This is a genomic window from Chelativorans sp., from assembly GCF_031180965.1.
Lineage (GTDB): Bacteria > Pseudomonadota > Alphaproteobacteria > Rhizobiales > Rhizobiaceae > Chelativorans.
The window spans coordinates 215,742-233,875 of the sequence record NZ_JAPSLH010000001.1 but is presented as its reverse complement, the minus strand read 5'-3'; the positions used below and the strand labels follow the sequence as shown (position 1 = coordinate 233,875).

Below are 18,134 nucleotides of genomic sequence, written 5' to 3'. Positions count from 1 at the left end.
GGAATAAAGTCTGAGCCATATCCCGCCTATCGCACATCCCCAGGGCCACCTCCGTGCAGATCAGAAAACTCCTTGTCGCCAATCGCTCCGAGATCGCCATCCGCGTCTTTCGTGCCGCCAATGAGCTCGGCATCCGCACGGTCGCCATATGGGCGGAGGAGGACAAATACTCACTGCACCGCTTCAAGGCGGACGAATCCTACCAGGTCGGACGCGGGCCGCATCTGGAACGCGACCTGGGGCCCATCGAAAGCTATCTCTCCATCGACGAGGTGATCCGGGTCGCGAAGCTTTCGGAAGCAGATGCGATCCATCCTGGCTACGGCCTCCTGTCCGAGAGCCCCGAGTTCGCCGAGGCCTGCGCCGCAAACGGCATCGTCTTCATCGGCCCGTCGCCGGACACGATGCGGCGGCTCGGCAACAAGGTGGCCGCGCGCAATCTTGCCGTTGAGGTCGGCGTGCCGGTCGTGCCGGCTACGGAGCCCCTGCCCGACGACATGGGCGAGGTGGCGAGGATGGCGGCCGAGATCGGTTTCCCCGTAATGCTCAAGGCCTCCTGGGGCGGCGGCGGGCGCGGCATGCGCGTCATACGCTCGGAGGCCGACCTCAGCCGCGAGGTGATGGAGGCCAAGCGCGAGGCGAAGGCCGCCTTCGGAAAGGACGAAGTCTATCTCGAAAAGCTGGTCGAGCGCGCGCGCCATGTCGAGGTGCAGGTGCTGGGCGACACCCATGGCAATGTGGTGCATCTCTTCGAACGCGATTGCTCCATCCAGCGGCGCAACCAAAAGGTCGTCGAGCGCGCCCCGGCGCCGTATCTGGACGATGCCAGGCGCGCGGAACTCTGCGGCCATGCGCTGAAGATCGCCGAGGCGACCGACTATGTCGGCGCCGGCACCGTCGAGTTCCTGATGGATGCGCAGACCGGCGCCTTCTACTTCATCGAGGTCAACCCGCGCATCCAGGTCGAGCACACGGTGACCGAGCAGGTGACCGGTATTGACATCGTCAAGGCGCAGATCCGCATCCTGGAAGGCGAGCGCATCGGCGACCCGCGTTCCGGGGTGCCGGCGCAGGGCGGCATCAGGCTCAACGGCCACGCGCTGCAGTGCCGCATCACCACGGAAGACCCCGAGCAGAATTTCATCCCGGACTACGGCCGGATCACCGCCTATCGCGGCGCCACCGGCTTCGGCATCAGGCTCGACGGCGGCACCGCCTATTCGGGCGCGGTCATTACCCGTTATTACGACCCGCTGCTGGAAAAGGTGACCGCATGGGCGCCGACTCCGGAGGAAGCGATCAGCCGCATGCACCGTGCCCTGCGCGAGTTCCGCATCCGCGGCGTGGCGACGAACCTTACGTTTCTGGAAGCGATCATCAGTCATGAACGATTCCGCGATGCGTCCTACACGACGCGGTTCATCGACGAGACGCCGGAGCTTTTCGCGCAGGTGAAGCGGCGCGACCGCGCCACCAAGCTGCTCAACTACCTCGCCGATGTCACAGTGAACGGGCATCCGGAAGTGCGCGATCGGCCGCGGCCGAAACCGGACGCCGCTCCCCCGCGCGCGCCTTATATCGACAGGCCTGTTCCCGACGGCGCAAAGCAGCGTCTTGATCGCCTCGGGCCTGACGAGTTCGCCAGATGGATGCGCGCCGAGACGCGCGTGCTGATGACCGACACGACGATGCGGGATGCGCATCAGTCGCTGCTCGCCACGCGCATGCGCACCTTCGACACAGCCCGCATCGCCGGCGTCTATGCCCGGGCGCTGCCGCAGCTTTTGTCGCTCGAATGCTGGGGCGGGGCGACCTTCGATGTCGCCATGCGCTTCCTGACGGAGGATCCGTGGGAGCGGCTGTCGCTGATCCGCGAAGGCGCGCCGAACCTCTTGCTCCAGATGCTGCTGCGCGGCGCGAACGGCGTCGGCTACACGAACTATCCCGACAATGTCGTGCGCTATTTCGTGAAGCAGGCAGCGCGCGGCGGGATAGACCTCTTCCGCGTCTTCGACTGCCTGAATTGGGTGGAGAATATGCGCGTGGCGATGGATGCCGTGCGCGAGGAAGGCAAGCTCTGCGAGGCGACGATCTGCTACACCGGCGACCTTCTCGACCCCAACCGGCCCAAATACGATCTCAAATACTATCTCGGCCTTGCCAAAGAACTCGAGGCCGCCGGCGCCCATATCCTCGCCATCAAGGACATGGCGGGCCTTTTGAAACCCGCTGCGGCCCGCGTCCTCTTCACCGCCCTGCGCCAGGAGACGGACCTGCCGATCCATTTCCACACGCATGACACCTCCGGTATCTCCGCAGCAACGGTGCTTGCGGCCGTGGAGAGCGGAGTGGATGTCATCGACGCGGCGATGGATGCCTTCTCCGGCAACACATCGCAGCCCTGTCTCGGCTCCATCGTCGAGGCGCTGAAGGGCGGCGAGCGCGACCCCGGGCTCGACATGGAATGGGTGCGTCGCATCTCCTTCTACTGGGAAGCGGTGCGCAGCCAGTACGCCGCCTTTGAAAGCGACCTGAAAGGGCCGGCCTCGGAGGTCTATCTGCACGAGATGCCCGGTGGCCAATTCACCAACCTCAAGGAACAGGCGCGGGCGCTCGGCCTGGAGACGCGGTGGCACGAGGTGGCGCGCGCCTATCACGACGTCAACATGATGCTCGGCGACATCGTGAAGGTTACGCCCTCCTCGAAAGTGGTGGGCGACATGGCGCTGATGATGGTGAGCCAGGACCTGACCGTCGCCGATGTGGAGAACCCGGAGAAGGATATCGCCTTTCCGGAGTCCGTCGTCTCCATGCTGCGCGGGGATCTCGGCCAGTCTCCCGGCGGCTGGCCGAAAGCGCTGCAGAAGAAGGCGCTGAAGGGCGAGAAGCCGATCACGGTGCGTCCGGGCTCGCTGCTTCCCCCCGCCGATCTCGAGGCCGGGCGAAAGGAACTCGAGGAAAAGCTCGGCCGACAGGTGGACGATTTCGAGTTCGCCTCCTGGCTCATGTACCCGAAGGTTTTCGTCGATTTCGCCGCGGCAACGGAGACCTACGGTCCCGTCAGCGTCCTGCCGACCCCCGTGTATTTTTACGGAATGCGGCAGCAGGACGAGATTTTTGTCGAAATCGAGCGCGGCAAGACGCTGGTGATCCGCTGTCTCGCCATCGGCGATCCGGACGACAAGGGCATGGTGACCGTCTTCTTCGAGCTCAACGGGCAGCCGCGCCGCGTCAAGGTGCCGGACCGCCTGCATGGCGCCTCGGCGCTGGCAGTGCGCCGCAAGGCGGAAGCCGGAAACGATACGCATGTCGGCGCTCCCATGCCGGGGGTCATCTCCTCCGTTGCCGTCGCCGTCGGTCAGGCGGTGAAGGCAGGCGACGTGCTGCTCTCGATCGAGGCGATGAAGATGGAGACCGCCCTCCATGCCGAGCGCGACGGCAAGATCGTCGAGGTGCTTGTCAGGGCGGGCGACCAGATCGACGCCAAGGACCTGCTCCTGGTCCTGCAGAATGGAACTTCTGGCAATTGACGTAGGTCCTAAATCGATTTAGCAGCAACCGAAGGCGCTCCTCCCGCGCCGGCTTCGAGATACCCGATCATGCTTCGAGACGACGCGCTTTATGGCCGCTGGGCCGTTGCGGCCTATTTTTTCGCCAATGGTTTCGTGACCGGGAGCTGGGCGCCGGAGATACCCGTTCTTGTCGCGCGATTCTCCCTTTCCGAAACCGCGCTCGGGCTGCTCATCGTCGTCTTCGGCGTCGGCGCCGTGCTGGCCATGCCGGTTTGCGGCTATCTCATCGGGCGCTACGGCTCGCGACCGGTCGCGCGTATCACGGGCGTGCTCTGCTGCCTCTCCCTGATCGGCATCGGGGCGGCGCCTGGCATTCCCTTCGTCGTGCCCGCCCTTTTCTTTTTCGGGGCCATGCTGGGGAGCATGGACGTGGCGATGAACTCCAACGCAGTCGTCGTGGAGCGGCGGCTGCAGAAGGCGATCATGTCCTCCTCCCACGGCTTCTGGAGTCTTGGCGGTTTTGCCGGCGCGGGGCTGGGCGGTCTCATGGTGGAGAACTGGGGCCATGTAGCCCACATAGCGGTGGTTACGGTCTTTTCATTGGTTCTGGTCCTGGTCACCATGCCGCTCCTGATCGCGGAGAACAGGCCGGCGGTGAAGGCGGAGGGAGGCAGGGGCGGCTTCCCCCGCTCGGCGCTCGTCTACGTCACGGGCGTCATCGCGCTTTTCTGCATGATGCCGGAAGGTGCCGTGCTCGACTGGGCGGCGCTTTATCTGCAGCAGGAAATGGGCGCCGACTATTTCACGGCGAGCCTGCCCTTCACTGCCTTTGCGGGAGTGATGGCCGTCATGCGCTTCCTGGGGGACGGCGTGCGAAACCGCCTGGGGGCGGTGAAGACCATGCGCATTTCGGCAGGTGTGGCGTGCATCGGCATGCTGGGAGCCGGGCTGGCTTCGACGCCGCTCTTGGCCACCCTGGCCTTCGCCCTGGCTGGCCTCGGTGTCGCCAACATGGTGCCGATCGTCTTTTCGGCGGCCGGAAACCAGCCGGGCATCTCGCCGGCCGCCGGCATGAGCGTCGCCACCACCATCGGCTACTCGGGAATTCTCTTCGCCCCGTCGCTGGTCGGCTTCATCGCCGAGCATACGGGCTTCGCACCGGTCTTTCTCGGTTTCTCGGTCCTGCTTGCGGTCGTCCTGCTGATGGCCGATCTGGTGCGGCCGGCCGACGGCATTTCGCCCCAGCCGGCGCCCTCCACCTGATCCAAAAGAGGGCGCGGCCGGGACGGCAGGCGCTTACGGTGCGCCTATATCCTGCCCATCAAGGCCAGGATAAGCACCACAATGAGAATGATCCCGAGGATGCCCGACGGGCCGTATCCCCAGCCGCGCGAATGAGGCCAGGCGGGGATGGCGCCGATCAGTATGAGGATCAAAATAATGATAAGTATAGTGCCAAGTGACATGGCGTCGTCCTTGTCGCAGTTGACGTAGCGCAGGACAACGCGCGGCAAACGCGGCGGGTTCCGGCCCGCCGCGTTCGCGTGTTTTTACTCCGCTGCCTTCGGAAAGGCTGTCAGCCCGCCCTGATCCGGCTCGGCCGCTGGCTGGTCCAGGGTTTCTTCCTTACGGCCGCGCCGGAAGAGCCTGGCAAAGAAGCCGCGCCGCTTCTCGCCTGCCGGCCGCTTCTCGCGCGTGAACACCATCAAAGCGGAGGGCGTCACCACCAGCGTGAGGATGGTTGCGAAGGTCAGGCCGTAGACGATCGCGCCCGAGAGCGAGATCCACCACTGGGTGGACGGCGCACCGATCGTCACCTCGTGATGGAACAGCTCCAGCCCAAGGCCGAAGGCAATCGGCAGCACGCCCAGCACAGCCGAGAACGCCGTCAGAACCACCGGCCGCGCGCGCTCGCGGCAGGTTTCGATGATGGCGTCATACTTGTTCATGCCCTCCTCGCGCAGCCGGTCGTAGGTGTCGATCAGCACGATGTTGTTGTTCACGACCACGCCGGCCAGCGCAATGACGCCGATGCCGGACATGACGATGCCGAAGGGCTGGCCCGTTATGAGCAGACCGAGGAACACGCCGATTGTTGCCATCACCACCGTCATCAGGACGAGGAAGACGCTGGTGAACCTGTTGAACTGCGCAAGCAGCACGATGAAGATGAGGAAGATCGCCGCGCCGAAGGCGTTGGTGAGGAAGGAGGCCGCCGCGTCGCTCTCCTCGCTCGATCCGGCAAGCTTCCATTGCGTTCCGGGGAGCTGCATGTCCTGAAGCGCCGCCGTGACCTGCGCCTGCACATCGGCAACCTGGAAGCCGCTGGCCACGTTCGCGGTGACCGTGATGGTGCGCTGCGCGTCGATGCGGTTGAGGATGCCCGAACTCAGCTCTGGCTTTCGGTTGACGAAGTTCGAGATCGGCACCGGGCCCTCGGATGTCTGCACGCGCAGCTGGTCGAGGGTTGAAAGCGTGCGCCGGTCCTCCGGAAGGCGGAGTCTTATATCCACCGCGTCGTCGACGCCGGCAGGCCGGTAATCGGAAAGTTTGAGGCCGGTGGTCACCAGCTGGACGACATTGCCGACCGAGACGGGGCTCACGCCGAATTGCGCGGCCTTTGCGCGGTCGACCTCAACCGCCCAGTCGACGCCGGGCGGCGGGAGCCCATCGGCAATGTCGATCACACCATCGATCTCGCCGATCCGCTCGGCCACCATGCGTGCGTGGTCGTTGAGATGCTCGGGGTTGGCCGCCGAGAGCTCGACCTGGATGGGCTGCCCCGTGGGCGGTCCGGCATCAGGCACGCGCACCTCGATCTCCGCGCCGGGCATATTCGCCATCTCGGCGCGCAGATCGTTGAGGATCTCGCTCGCGGGCTTGCGCTCGCGCCAGTCGATGAACTCATACTGGATGATGCCGATCACATCCTCGTCGATGTCCTGGCCACCGCCGCGCGTCTGGCCGACACGGGTATAGACGGATTCGATGCCGGGCCAGCCGATCAGCTTTTGCTCGGCGGGCCGGACCAGCCGGTCCATCTCCTCCAGCGACATGTTCCCGCGGGCATGGACATACATCAGGCCGTATTCGGGCTCGACGGCGGGGAAGAACTCCACGCCCGCGCCCCAGCGCGAATAGGACATCTGCACGCCGACCAGAAGGGCGATGGTGAGCAGAAGCACCGTCTTGGGATAGTGCACGGCCTGCTTGACGAGCTTGATGTACCAGCCGTCAGGGCCGGGCTCGTCCTGCACATGCGCCTTGGCGAACAGGGCGCCCAGGGTGGGCGTGAAGATCAGCGCATAAAGCATCGACGCGGCGAGCGTGACGATAAGGGTGATCGGCAGATACTTCATGAACTCGCCGACGATGCCCGGCCAGAAGAGCAGGGGCGAGAAGGCGGCGATACGCGTCATGGTGGCGGCGATCACGGGGCCCGCCATGCGCTTGGCGGCAAGCTCGAACGCCTCTGCGCGCGGCATGCCTTCGGTCATCCGCCGCTCGGCGAATTCCGTGACGATGATGGCATCGTCCACCAGCATGCCCACCGCCAGGATCAGGCTGAACAGCACCACCATGTTCACGGTGAAGCCCAGCATGGACAGCGCGAAGATGCCCATCAGGAAGGAGGCGGGCACCGCCAGGCCGATGAGCAGCGAGGCACGGCCCGAAAGCATGTAAAGGACGACGATGAAGACCAGGATGATCGCGATCAGCACATGGTTCTGGAGCTCGTCCAGCATGTCGCGGATCATCACCGACTTGTCCTGGCTGTAGGTGACGGTCACACCGGCGGGGAGGGTCTTCACGAACGCTTCGGCGGCGGCTTTCACCGCGTCCACCGTTTCGACGAGATTGGCGCCGACGCGCTTCTTGACCTCGATGGCGATGGCGGTGTGCCCGTTGAGGCGCGTGATTGTCTCGGCATCCTCGAAGGTGGAGCGGACATTCGCGATGTCCCTCGCCTTTACCACCGCGTTGGGGGTGGCCACGATCGGCAGATTGGCGATGTCCTCCGGTGTTTCGATGAGGGATGGCACCTTGACTGCGTACCGGCCCTCCTGACCCTGCAGGGCGCCGGCCGCCACAAGGCTGTTCGACTGATTGACGGCGCCAACCAGCTGATCGAGCTGAATGCCATAAGAGGAAAGCTTGACCGGGTCGATGATCACCTCGACCAGCTCGTCGCGCGACCCCTGCAGTGCGCCCTCAAGGACCCCAGGTATCTCCTCGATCCGATCCTGCAATTCCTTGGCCGCATGCGTGAGCTGCCGTTCGGGCAGGTTGCCCGCGAGGGTGACGACGAGGATCGGGAATTCAGAGACGTTGACCTCGACGACCGATGGTTCCTCGGCGTCCGCAGGCAGGTCGCGTCGGGCGTCGGATACCTTGGCCCGCACGTCCTCGATGGCGTTGGAGAAGTCGTAGCCGGCCTGGAACTCGACGAGCACGAACCCGCCGCCCTGGTAGGCGGCGGAGCGCATCTCCTTGACGCCTTCCAGGCCCTTCAGTGCGGTCTCGACCGGCCGCAGCAGGAGGCGCTCCGAATCCTCGGGCGAGATCCCCTGATAGGCCAGGCTCACATAGATGATTGGAATCGGAACGTCGGGCTCCGCTTCCTTCGGGATGTTGACATAAGCCAGCGTGCCGGCGACGACGAAGAAGAGAAGGATCGACAGCGTCAGTCGGGCATTGCTTATGGCAAGTCGGACGATATCCATAGGATCGATGCCTTACTTTGCCGCGTCGGCGACATTGGCGAGTTCACGGAGAGTCGCCGCATCGGCCTCAGCGGTCTGCACCTTCTCGCCGTCGGTGACGAGATCCTGCCCGGCGACGATGACCCGAACGCCCGCGGGAATGCCGGCGAGATACAGCGCCTGGGGCGTGTCATCCACGATGTCGATCGGGAAGAACTGCACGACGCCGGCCTCGTCCACCGCTCGGATGCCAAGTTCGCCATCATTGTTGAGCGTGACGACGGAGCGCGGCAGCGCCACCGTCTCGACGCTGTCCGTGGAAACGGCGATTTCGGCGGTCATGCCGGCCGGGATCTGACCCTCCGGGTTGGGAACGACCACCTCGAGCCGGAAGGTTCGGGTCTGCGGCGATGCGGCGCGGCTGACATGGCGGATTTCCCCGGCGAGCTCCTGTCCGTTCACCAGACGGACGTCGGCCTTATCGCCCGGCTCCAGGGTGCCGAGGTCACGCTCGCTCACCTCGCCCACCGCGACGATGGGATCGAGCTTCAGAAGGGTCGCGACTTCCGCCCCCTGCATGACCGAGCCGCCTTGTTCCACCTCGACCTTGTCGATGATGCCGTCGAAGGGAGCGTGCACGACCACGCGGTCGAGCTCGGCCTGAGCCTGCTCGAGGGCGGACTGGGCACTGGCGAAATTGGCGCGGGCGACATCCAGCTGCAGGCTGGCGATACTGCCGCTCTTGGCCAGGCGCTCGGCAGCTTTCAGCTCCGCCTCGCGCTGCGCAACGGTCTGGCGGGCGGACTCGACGGCCGCCTCCTTGCCCTCCGTCTCAAGGCGCATGATGACATCGCCGGCCTTCACGCGTGAGCCTTCATCGACCGGCAGCTCCTGCACGATGCCGGCCGTGCGCGATGCGAGCACCGCGCTCTTGTCGGCCTGTGTCTGGCCGGAGACGCGGATGATCCGCGCGTGCTCAAGCCGCGGCGGCACCGCCACCTGAACGGTTTTCAGAACAACCGGGCGCTCAGGCTCCGCTGCCGCACCCGCAGGCTGCTCCTCCTGGCGGGCGCTGCCGACAGAGGAAAATTCGCCGGTCGCGATCCAGGCGGCCGTCGCGACCAGAACGGCCACGGCCGCAATCTTGTGGAACTTGAGCTTTGCCATGACTGTGTCCAATATGCTGATGACGGCGCTAGGCAGCGAGGTCGGCACCAATATGGTGCCGGCCGGCAGACAACTCAATCTTGCCTAGAAGGCGCATGCCACAACTCGTCCTTATCGCGATTTTGCGCCCCAAAATAGGCGTACCGCCCTTCACTCCTGACAACGGCTTGTCACGATGATCGGGGCAGTGCTTCGGCCGAGGGCGCCTGCGGCCGTTCCGGCAGGCGACACATTGACAAAATCCGTCTTTTTGTCAATAGTGAATTGGGAGTAACCGTGAGCACATTGAAAAATAAAGACAACAGGGTGGAAGACCCGAAGCGGGCCCGCGTGCTCGAAGGTGCCATGCAAGTGTTCCTTGCCTATGGCTTTTCGCGTGCGACCATGGACGATATCGCCCGCGCGGTGGATATATCCCGTCCCGCCCTATACCTTCTGTTCCGCAACAAGGCGGATATCTTCCGTGCCGTCGGGCAGGACCTGCTCGCACGTTCCCGCGTGAATGCATGTCAGGCGCTGCGCGAGGATGGCACGCTGGAGCAGCGACTTATGGAGGCGCTCGACAGGGCGCTGTTCCAGCTCTTTCGCATGGTGGAAGGGTCGCCCCATGGCGACGAACTCGTCGACCTCAACAACCACGTTGCCGCCGACATGGTGGCCGAATGGCGGCAGGGGATGGTGGACTGCTTTGCAAGGGCGATCCGCGAGGAGGCCTTGAGGCGCGGCGCCACGCTGGAAGAAAGAGGCCTCTCCGCCCAGGCGCTCGCGGAGATGCTTTTCAATATCCTCGAAGGTCTGAAAGCCAGCGGCCGCTGCGGTTCAGCAGCCGAGGACAATGCGCGCCAATTCGTCAGCTTGATCGAACTGGCGCTGGAAAAATAGCAGGCATCATCCCCGAAGGGGCGCTGCTGGGCAAAGTTTATTGCGCAGTCCAGCCGCCGTCGATCGACAGCGTGGTGCCGGTGATCTGCGCCGCCATATCCGAGCACAGGAACACCACCGAGGCCGCCATTTGCTCGACCGTGGCGAATTCCCTTGTCGGCTGCTTCGCCAGCATCACCTGCCGGACCACGGTCTCACGATCCATATTGTGCGCCTTCATCTGGTCGGGAATCTGCGCTTCCACCAGCGGCGTGAGCACGTATCCGGGACAAACGGCATTGCAGGTGATGTGCTCTTCCGCAAGCTCCAGAGCCACGGTCTTGGTGAGACCGACCACCCCATGCTTGGCGGCCACATAGGCCGACTTGAAGGGGGAAGCGCGCAGGCCGTGGGCGGAGGCGATATTCACGATCCGTCCGCCGCCCTGCCGCTTCATATGTGGGACCGCCGCAGCGATGGTGTGGAAAGCAGAAGACAGGTTGATCGCCAGGATCGCATCCCAGCGCTCGGTCGGGAACTCCTCCACCGGCGCCACATGCTGGATGCCCACATTGTTGACGAGGATGTCCAGCCTGCGGAAGCGCCGGGTTGCATCTTCGACCAATCTGCGGCATTCCCCGGCTTTGGCCATATCGGCCCTGACATAGAACGCTTCGACGCCGAACTCATCCGATATCGAGCCGGCCAGCGCCTCGTCTTCCGGCCTATCCGTGAATGAGTTGAGAGCAATGCTGCATCCCTCGGCCGCAAGCGCACGGGCGATGGCAAGTCCGATGCCGGACGTCGAACCGGTGATGACAGCTGCCTTGCCCATGCCTGCCTGTCTCCCTCACCGCAAGGATATTGCAACGCAGCAGAAAATGCCAAGCCCCGGCCGAACAGGGCTCGGCATGAAACGACGGTGGGCGGACGCCGCTACCGGCGCAGCAGAAGGCTTGCAGCAAGACCCAGCACCACGACGCTTGCGGCGGCCACGGCAGCCGTTGTCGTTGGATGCTCCCGCGCGTGCACCTGGACAGTGCGGGCTCCACGGCGCAGTTCCGGCAAGGCGCTGCTTAGATACTCGCGCAGCATCTCCGCAATCTCCTCGCTCATATGGCGCGTCTCGCGGAAAGCACTGCGGCCACGCCGGGTCACCTGCTTTCGCAGCGCCGCGACTTCGTGACTTAGGCTTGCGATCTGCTCGCGCAGGTCTTCGCCGATATCTTCGTGCCGGTGGTGCATCGAGGCCTCCTGGGAAATTGCCTTTTCATCAACCACGCTCTAACGGCGCGCCGGGCGCACCGGTTCCACGCGGGCTCAGGCAGGGTTGGAAAGGAGGAGTGCCACCAGGGCCGAGAGGAGCGCGACCACGGCGAGCGCGAAGGCGAAATCACGGGCGCGGAACGGCGGGACATGCGTGAGCGTCCTCGCGCCTGCGACACGAAGCCCGCGTGCCTCCATGGCGATTGCCGCCCGGCCCGCGCGGCGGATGGCGAAGGCGAGCACCGGGATGAGCAGGCCGGCGGCTTCGCCGGGCCCTGGAATGCGGCGCGGCGGCCGTCCGCGTTTCATGGCCCGGGCCAGCCTCACCTGCCGCGCCTCGGCGGCAAGGTCGGGGACCAATTGCAGCACGGAGAAGAGCGCATAGCCCACGCGGGGGCTGAGCCGGCAATAGGCCATGAGCGCGCGCACGAAGGCGCCGGGATCGGTGGTCAGCGCGAAGGAAGCCGAGACCATGCCGATGGCTATGGCGCGCAGGAACAGGGTCAGGCCGGCGGAGAAGGCGGGCGATGCAAAGACGGTCTGCTCGGCGACATGCCGGGCGAAATCGGCTTCTTCGCGGAACAGGAGATTGGTCGTCAGAAAGCCGAAGCCGAACAGCGCGAACGGGACCATCAGGCCGACCACGACGAGCGGGCGGATGCGGTCCAATAGGATGAGGGAGAGCGCTACGGTCAGGATGGTGGCAAGCTGGAAGCGCGCATCGAAGATCGCCACGCAGGCCGCGATCCAGCCCAGACAAAGGGCGAGCTTCACCAGCGGGTTGATGGTCTTCAGCACGGCGCCGTCCGTTCCAGCCAGCGCAGCGCCGGCATGATCGAGGGCGGCTGAAGCCCGGCACGGGCGAGCAGATCCCCGTCGGCCAGCAATTCGCGCGTCGGCCCCTCGACGAGGATGCCGCCTTCTGCGACCAGTACGGAGCGTCCGCAGAGCTTCAGGGCGAAATCCATGTCGTGGGTGACGAGTGCGACAGCGCGCCCGGCTTGCCGCAGCCGCTCGATATCGGCTTCCACCTGCGCGGCGCCTCGCGCGTCAAGCCCCGCCAGCGGCTCGTCGAGAACGAGAAAGGGCCAGCGGTCAGTGGCGGTGAGGGCCGCCAGCGCGAGCCGGCGCTTCTGTCCCTGCGACAACTCGTAAGGATGGCGCCGGGACAGTTCCGCCAGACCCCAGCGCGCAAGGATCGCCTGCGCCTGCGCCTCCTTCTCTTCCTTGCCGGCTAGGCGGGGAAGGGCCGCCATCAGTTCATCCAGCACCGAGCCCTCCGTGAACTGGCTCTCCGGTTTCTGGAAGGCGATGCCGCCGAGCGGGCCGGTGCGCCTCCCGCGTTTCGGCCGGGAAACGCCGGCAAGGCACGCGGCAAGGGTGGATTTGCCGGCGCCATTGCGGCCGAGAATGCCCAGTACCTCACCTGCCCGGATTTCCATAGTCACACCGTGCAGGACGACAGGCCCCATGAAGGGCGCGCAGTCGGCATCCTCCAGTCGAGCGAGAGCCTCACGCGAAGAAACCGGCTGCGCCGGCAGGCGCCGATCGACGAACGCAGACACGACCGCCCGGGCCTTAGGCAGTTGCTCGGGACCGACTTTGCGAGCATCAAGGGCACTGAAAATCTCGTCCAGCGTCAGGGGCGCCATCTCCGGGGCGATGCCGGCCTTTGCGAGCTCGGCGTCAAGCCCGCTCGCGAGCGGCATCCAGATCCCGCGTTCGGCGAGTTCCGCCTGCATCTGCCGAAAGACGGCGCGCGGCGGCCCCTCCGCCAGAATGCGGCCATCCCCGCCAAGCATGATGACGCGGTCCACCGAGGTGATGAGCCCGTCCAGCCGATGGTCGACGATGAGCACCGCACGTTCGGGATCCGTATCCACCAGAAGCCGGTGCAGCCGGCTTGCCGCTTCGGGGGCCAGATGCGCGGTGGGCTCGTCAGCGACGAAGAGCGGCGCTTCCTGCACCAGCGTGGCGGCAAGCGCGACAAGCTGCTTTTCGCCCCCGGAAAGCGTCATGGTGCGGCGTGTGCGCCAGTCTTCCGGCAGTCCGACAAGGCGCATGGCAGCGGTGACCCGCGTCGCGATCTCCGCTTCCGGGAGGGCGCGGTTCTCCAGCGCGAAGGCGATCTCGTCCTCCACCCGCATGCCGCAAAGCGTCTGGTCGGCGTCCTGGAAGAAATGCGCCACGTGGTCTGCCCAGCCGGCCGGGTCGCGGCTGTCCACCGGCTCCCCGGAGAGGCGGATCGTGCCCGCGACCTCGCCGGGGATGGTTTTGGGGATGAGCCCGGTGAGGGCCAGAAGCAGGGTGGATTTTCCGCACCCGGACGGGCCCAGCAGGAGCACGCGCTCGCCGGCCCTTACGGCAAGGCTCACCGGCCCGACGGCCGGATCTTTTTCGTAAGGGTAGCTGACGGCGACCTGATCGAAGGCCGCCGTCGCCTCCTTCTCACGCGTGCGCGGAGCGTCGAGCATGGTCGATGGCGAGGCCGGAGAGCACGCCGGTTTTGTAGAGCGCCTCGACAATCAGATGGCCCAACAGCCCGCCGAGCAGCGCGCCGGAAAGGCAGCGCAGCACGAACATGGCGATCAGCAGGCCCGGCGCAAGCGAGCCATAGTCGAACATCACCCAGGTATAGGCGAAGGAGAAGATTGCCGCGCCGATGCCGGCCAGCATCAGGACGGGAAGCGAATAGTTGCGCCAGCGCGTCGCCGCGAAGACGGCTTCCGCGCCCGCGCCCTGGATCGCGCCGGAGACGACGAGCATCAGCCCGGCCGGGCTGCCGAGCAGGATTTCTATGGCCGCAGCGAGCACTTCGGAGATGAAGGCGGAGCCGGGCTTGCGGATGATCGCGGCGGCGATGATGGAGACGATGAACCAGAAGCCCATCACCACATCCATGGTGACGGCGCCAAAGGCGGCCTGGGCTACCAGCCATACCTGCACCCAGGCAAGATAGAGGACGGCGAAGACGGCGCCGAGCACGGCGACGATCAGGATTTCACGGAGAGTCCAGGCGCGGGATGGGGACATGGCAGCGGTTCCGATCGTGGAAGAATGGGAAATGGCGGCAGGCCGCCGGCAGCACTCAAGCCTTGGTGGGGCTGTTGGCCGAGACCGTGACGTCAAGCGTCACGTGCCCCTCCGGCGGTGCGCCGAAGTGGAGGAAGGCCTGTTCGAGCGTGGCGAAGACAGGGCCGGCATCGCCGCGCAGCTTGGTGCAGAAATTCTTCGGCCGGTCGAACACCCCGGAGGTCTTCAGGAACTCGATGCAGCCATAGATCTCGTCCATATGGTGGCCGACGCCGAGCGGGTAATGCGAGAACTGGGCGGCCGCCTGCTGGCCGGTCAGCGCCGCGGCGACGACTGCGTTGCGCGCGGCCTCGATGCGCTCCTTGAGCGGGCCGACGGCGCCCACCTGGATGGCAGGCGTGCAGAACGGGTCGTCCGGCTCGCCCGGGCAGCCGCGCGAGACGCAGGCCGAGAGAACGCAGTGCGTGCCGCCCTTCGCCGCCGCGACAAAGAGGTCGCGCATGGCTGGGAAAAGCTTTTCCGGCGGGCCGACCATCAAGGTGGAGATGTCGTCCGTCTCGATCCTCAGCGCGTCGCGATAGGGGTCGAGCGCGTGGAGAGCGCCGAGGATGATGCCGACGAAATCGTCAGCCATGGGATAAAGGGATACTTGTGCGCCGGCATACATGACTCGCTCCGCTGGCATGATCCAGATCAGCTTGAGGGTCCGGAAACTTCGCGTCTCCATCTCAGCCCCGGCACTACGGGACACCCCTGTCGATGCGTGTTGGGTAGCATCAAACCGTCACAAAGCGCAAGTATCCAGAATCGAGGCAGCCCGGAGGCGTGACCTCCCGCCGCGGCCATTGACATTCGCCTGGCGCTCCGCCACCTCGTGGAGGTCAGGGCTGATACGGAACGATCGATGACGGGCCACACGACATCCGGCTATTTTTCCACACCCTTCCCGCGCCGGCGCGCCGTCGGCGTCGACATTGGCGGGGTTATGGTGGGAGGCGATGCGCCGGTGGTCGTGCAGTCCATGACCAACACGGACACGGCGGATATCGATGCGACGGTGGCCCAGGTGGCGGCGCTGCATCGCGCCGGCTCGGAGATCGTGCGCATCACGGTGGACCGCGACGAGTCCGCAGCCGCCGTGCCCAAGATACGCGAGCGGCTGGAGCGGCTCGGCATCTTCGTGCCGCTTGTCGGAGATTTCCATTATATTGGCCACAAACTGCTGGCCGACCACCCGGCCTGCGCTGAGGCGCTGGCGAAATACCGCATCAATCCCGGCAATGTCGGCTTTCGCGAGAAGAAGGACCGGCAGTTCGCGGCCATCGTCGAGACCGCCATCCGCTACGACAAGCCGGTGCGCATCGGAGTGAACTGGGGCTCGCTCGATCAGGAGCTCCTGACGCGGCTGATGGACGAGAACCAGGCCAACGGCTCGCCCATGACTGCCGAGCAGGTGACGCGCGAGGCCATCGTGCAGTCGGCGCTGCTGTCGGCCGAGCTCGCGGAGGAAATCGGCCTGCCCAGAAGCCGCATCATCCTCTCGGCCAAAGTGAGCCAGGTGCAGGACCTGATCGCGGTCTATACGGAACTCGCCCGCCGCTCCGACCATGCGCTGCATCTCGGCCTGACGGAGGCCGGCATGGGCACGAAGGGCATTGTCGCCTCCTCGGCTGCCATGGGCATCCTTCTTCAGCAGGGGATCGGCGATACCATCCGCGTTTCGCTGACTCCCGAGCCCGGCGGCGACCGCACCCGCGAGGTGCAGGTGGCGCAGGAGCTGCTCCAGACCATGGGGTTCCGGCAGTTCCTGCCCGTCGTGGCAGCCTGCCCCGGATGCGGGCGGACCACCTCCACGGTGTTCCAGGAACTGGCGCAGAAAATCCAGTCGGACATCTCCCGCAACATGCCGATCTGGCGTGAGAAATATCCGGGCGTGGAAGCGCTGAAGGTCGCCGTCATGGGCTGCATCGTGAACGGCCCCGGCGAGTCCAAGCATGCCGATATCGGCATCTCGTTGCCGGGAACGGGCGAGATGCCGGCGGCTCCCGTCTTCATCGACGGGAGAAAAGCTGCGACGCTGCGCGGGCCGACAATCGCCGCCGATTTCGAGAAGATGGTGGCCGACTACATCGAGCAGCGCTTCGGGCAGGGCCGGGTAGCGGCGGAATAGTGCACCCGTCGTCCCACCGGGACGCGGGGCGACCGGGAGCCGGACCTGCTCAGCCGAATGCACGAGCGTGCGACGGCTTGCGCCACCACCCAGTTGCGCGAAGATGATACGCCCCAAATGAAAATGGCGGGCCGGAGCCCGCCATTGGATTTTTGGATTGCAGGAACGCGTGAGCTCAGCTCGCCGCTTCCTCCGCCGGAGCGGCGGTTTCGGCAGCGGCAGCCCGCGCCGCCTCTTCGGCCTGGCGTTGGGCGGCGAGGCGCTCCTGCGCCTTCTTGCCCGGTTCGGCCTTGTTGGGGTTGCTGCGCGCCGGGCGCTTGGCGATGCCCGCCTGGTCCAGGAAGCGCAACACGCGGTCGGTCGGCAGCGCACCATTCGACAGCCAGTGCTTGATGCGCTCCTCGTTGAGCTTCACGCGCTCGGCGTCCTTGGCCAGCATCGGGTTCCAGGAGCCGAGCTGCTCGATGAACCGGCCGTCTCGCGGGGCGCGCACGTCGGCAACGACGATGTGGTAGTAGGGACGTTTCTTGGAGCCCGCTCGGGCCAGTCGGATCTTCAGTGCCATTTTTTCTTCCTTTCGATGACGGCTTCAGGCCGGCAGGACGTGCCGGAATCGCAAGCGCGGCTCGCCGCGCAAGGTGGTGGGCGGCATGGGAACGGCTCCCAGCCTCTTGGCTACCGCCTGGGACGGCAGATTCTCGGGATGAACGAAACTCATGAGCGGCGGCAGGCCGAGATCGCGTGCGGCCCAAACCTGCACGCGGCGGGCGGCCTCGGTGGCATAGCCGCGGCCCTCGAAGCCCGCATTGAGGCTCCAGGCGAGTTCGGGTTCGTCGATATAGGGTGGGTGCCACAGCCCCGCGCGTCCGACAAGAGTGCCGGTCTCCTTCAGCTGCACCGCGAACATGCCGTAGCCGTTGAGGAACCACTCACCGACCATCGCGGCCAAGGCCGTCCAGGCTTCCCATTCGCGCTTCGGGCCGCCCATGTAGCGCATGCGTTCGGCGTCGGCGAAGAAAGCCGCGTGCACGGGGAAGTCCTCTTTCCGCCAGCCACGGAGCACCAGCCGCTCGCTTTCAAGCACGGGGATCATCTTCAGTTCGCGCCCCCGGCAGGCGCCGTCGTGGCGTGCGCCTCGGCGATCGCCTCGTGGTGGCGGATCACCTCGCGGGCGATGAAGGTGAGCAGCTTTTCCGCAAAATCTGGGTCGAGATTGGCCTCGTTCGCCAGCCGGCGAAGTCGGGCGATCTGCTGCTGCTCGCGCGCGGGGTCGGCCGGCGGCATGTTGTTCTCGGCCTTGAGCTTGCCCACGGCCTTCGTGCAGCGGAAGCGCTCGGCGAGAATATGAATCAGTGCCGCGTCGAGATTGTCGATCGAGGCGCGCAGTTCAAGAAGCCGCGCTCTCGCGGAGTCCGGTTCCAT

General features: G+C 65.6%; 16 protein-coding genes and 1 riboswitch. Of the genes, 4 read left to right on the top strand and 12 right to left on the bottom strand.

All coding sequences use genetic code 11. The annotated features are described in order from the left end of the window. Positions 1-53: 53 nt before the first annotated feature. Together pyc and RIN79_RS01155 are read left to right on the top strand one after the other, a co-directional pair. Positions 54-3,530, top strand: a complete 3,477-nt coding sequence (gene pyc / locus RIN79_RS01160; protein ID WP_309082758.1) for a pyruvate carboxylase — start codon at positions 54-56, stop codon at positions 3,528-3,530. A 69-nt stretch (positions 3,531-3,599) separates the two neighbouring features. After that, entirely contained in the window at positions 3,600-4,775 is a 1,176-nt protein-coding gene (locus RIN79_RS01155) for an MFS transporter (RefSeq protein ID WP_309082757.1), read from the top strand. Between the two features lie 44 nt (positions 4,776-4,819). Here RIN79_RS01155 and RIN79_RS01150 read toward each other — a convergent pair whose 3' ends face one another. The 3 genes from RIN79_RS01150 to RIN79_RS01140 all read right to left on the bottom strand — a co-directional run bounded on the left by RIN79_RS01150 (position 4,820) and on the right by RIN79_RS01140 (position 9,382). Beyond that, on the bottom strand, positions 4,820-4,978 hold the full coding sequence (locus RIN79_RS01150) for a DUF3309 domain-containing protein (protein ID WP_309082834.1): 159 nt from the start codon (positions 4,976-4,978) through the stop codon (positions 4,820-4,822). Between the two features lie 84 nt (positions 4,979-5,062). Further along, positions 5,063-8,236 (bottom strand): efflux RND transporter permease subunit, encoded by a 3,174-nt coding sequence (locus RIN79_RS01145; RefSeq protein ID WP_309082756.1) that lies wholly within the window; start codon positions 8,234-8,236, stop codon positions 5,063-5,065. Positions 8,237-8,248: 12 nt separating this feature from the next. Further along, a complete protein-coding gene (locus RIN79_RS01140; protein ID WP_309082755.1) occupies positions 8,249-9,382 on the bottom strand; it encodes an efflux RND transporter periplasmic adaptor subunit in 1,134 nt (377 codons plus the stop codon). A gap of 276 nt (positions 9,383-9,658) precedes the next feature. Here RIN79_RS01140 and RIN79_RS01135 point away from each other — a divergent pair, with 276 nt between their 5' ends. After that, positions 9,659-10,264: a helix-turn-helix domain-containing protein gene (locus RIN79_RS01135; protein WP_309082754.1), complete on the top strand. Its 606-nt coding sequence runs from the start codon at positions 9,659-9,661 to the stop codon at positions 10,262-10,264. A gap of 37 nt (positions 10,265-10,301) precedes the next feature. On the opposite strand, the gene RIN79_RS01130 is transcribed toward RIN79_RS01135, so the two are convergent. From RIN79_RS01130 to RIN79_RS01105, 6 genes are all read right to left on the bottom strand, one after another. Continuing rightward, on the bottom strand, positions 10,302-11,078 hold the full coding sequence (locus tag RIN79_RS01130; protein ID WP_309082753.1) for a 3-hydroxybutyrate dehydrogenase: 777 nt from the start codon (positions 11,076-11,078) through the stop codon (positions 10,302-10,304). A gap of 101 nt (positions 11,079-11,179) precedes the next feature. Next, on the bottom strand, positions 11,180-11,488 hold the full coding sequence (locus RIN79_RS01125; RefSeq protein ID WP_309082752.1) for a hypothetical protein: 309 nt from the start codon (positions 11,486-11,488) through the stop codon (positions 11,180-11,182). A gap of 75 nt (positions 11,489-11,563) precedes the next feature. Next, positions 11,564-12,307 (bottom strand): energy-coupling factor transporter transmembrane component T, encoded by a 744-nt coding sequence (locus RIN79_RS01120; RefSeq protein WP_309082751.1) that lies wholly within the window; start codon positions 12,305-12,307, stop codon positions 11,564-11,566. Continuing rightward, positions 12,301-13,983, bottom strand: a complete 1,683-nt coding sequence (locus RIN79_RS01115) for an ATP-binding cassette domain-containing protein (protein WP_309082750.1) — start codon at positions 13,981-13,983, stop codon at positions 12,301-12,303. The genes RIN79_RS01120 and RIN79_RS01115 overlap by 7 nt, the downstream gene beginning before the upstream one ends. After that, positions 13,958-14,542: an ECF transporter S component gene (locus tag RIN79_RS01110; RefSeq protein ID WP_309082749.1), complete on the bottom strand. Its 585-nt coding sequence runs from the start codon at positions 14,540-14,542 to the stop codon at positions 13,958-13,960. The genes RIN79_RS01115 and RIN79_RS01110 overlap by 26 nt, the downstream gene beginning before the upstream one ends. Positions 14,543-14,597: 55 nt before the next feature. Next, on the bottom strand, positions 14,598-15,209 hold the full coding sequence (locus RIN79_RS01105; protein ID WP_309082748.1) for a YkoF family thiamine/hydroxymethylpyrimidine-binding protein: 612 nt from the start codon (positions 15,207-15,209) through the stop codon (positions 14,598-14,600). Next, positions 15,196-15,307: riboswitch (TPP riboswitch) on the bottom strand. (Overlaps the previous gene by 14 nt.) A 139-nt stretch (positions 15,308-15,446) precedes the next feature. Between RIN79_RS01105 and ispG the strand changes: the two genes are divergently transcribed. Then, a complete protein-coding gene (gene ispG / locus RIN79_RS01100; protein ID WP_309082747.1) occupies positions 15,447-16,712 on the top strand; it encodes a flavodoxin-dependent (E)-4-hydroxy-3-methylbut-2-enyl-diphosphate synthase in 1,266 nt (421 codons plus the stop codon). A 175-nt stretch (positions 16,713-16,887) separates the two neighbouring features. Here the strand turns inward: ispG and rpsP are convergent, their stop codons facing one another. From rpsP to RIN79_RS01085, 3 genes are read right to left on the bottom strand one after another with little or no spacing between them, the layout of a single operon-like run. Further along, positions 16,888-17,277: a 30S ribosomal protein S16 gene (rpsP, locus tag RIN79_RS01095; protein ID WP_309082746.1), complete on the bottom strand. Its 390-nt coding sequence runs from the start codon at positions 17,275-17,277 to the stop codon at positions 16,888-16,890. Positions 17,278-17,301: 24 nt separating this feature from the next. Then, positions 17,302-17,805: a GNAT family N-acetyltransferase gene (locus RIN79_RS01090; protein ID WP_309082745.1), complete on the bottom strand. Its 504-nt coding sequence runs from the start codon at positions 17,803-17,805 to the stop codon at positions 17,302-17,304. Positions 17,806-17,807: 2 nt separating this feature from the next. Then, a complete protein-coding gene (locus RIN79_RS01085; protein WP_309082744.1) occupies positions 17,808-18,134 on the bottom strand; it encodes a chorismate mutase in 327 nt (108 codons plus the stop codon).